At 47.8% G+C, this 751-nt stretch carries 1 protein-coding gene; it reads left to right on the top strand.

All coding sequences use genetic code 11. The features are described 5' to 3' along the window. A partial coding sequence (locus L975_RS18450; protein ID WP_218185588.1) for a hypothetical protein occupies positions 1 to 228 on the top strand: 228 nt, incomplete at its 5' end. Positions 229 to 751: the final 523 nt, after the last annotated feature.

Here is a 751-nt window from a genome sequence, read left to right as displayed (position 1 = left end):
ATGGGGGGGATCTTTAAGTCCGATTCGGGTTTCGCCACTCTTGATTTGAGCACCGGAAAACACCTGTTTTCTGTGACGCTCGTCAGGAGGGCGGAGCCTTTGGAAAAAAGCACCTGTCGTGCCGTCCCTTCGTCTTTCCTTACACCGCTTTTCGGCTCTTCCAAAACATCAAAAAAAACTTATTGGGCGCGGAGCGCATCTTTCCGTTCCGTTGATCGGACAGCGTGATTGTGAGTAAAGCTGAGGTCAGCTTTGCTGTCCTAGCTTTTCCACATGAACGCTTACTCTATTTTCTTTCTTTGTCGAAATTTTGTTTCCCTTATTTCCCACTCGTTTTTTGATGTTTTTTTTAGGGTTATCTCAAAAGTGTCCCTTTTTGTCCTTTTTTGCGCATTCTTCGACCTCCGCGAGCTTAAAAGTGTCCCTTTCTGTCCCATTTTGTCCCTTTTTGTCCCTTTTTGTCCCGTCGATCAATAACGCTTGTTAGAGCAAGGCACGACACCGACCGTACACAAAAATAATCGGGTGATTATTTTCGAATACGGTCGACGTGCAAAAGGGAATATCCCTTTTAAACCCTGTGCGGTTCTACGAACCTGAAAGCCGAAAGCCCAAAGCAAGATCAACAAAGGGACAAGGTATGTTTTGTTGAACCGCCACCCCGTGACGACTCCTCAAAACTCTCCCTGGTCAGGGCTGCACCCCGACACCCCGCCGGCACTTCACGGTCACGCAAAACATTTGCGTACCC

This window comes from Plesiomonas sp. ZOR0011 (assembly GCF_000800945.1).
Classification (GTDB): domain Bacteria; phylum Pseudomonadota; class Gammaproteobacteria; order Enterobacterales; family CAMTGL01; genus Plesiomonas; species Plesiomonas shigelloides.
The sequence above is the reverse complement of the archived record's forward strand: the minus strand, read 5'-3'. Positions and strand labels throughout refer to the sequence as shown.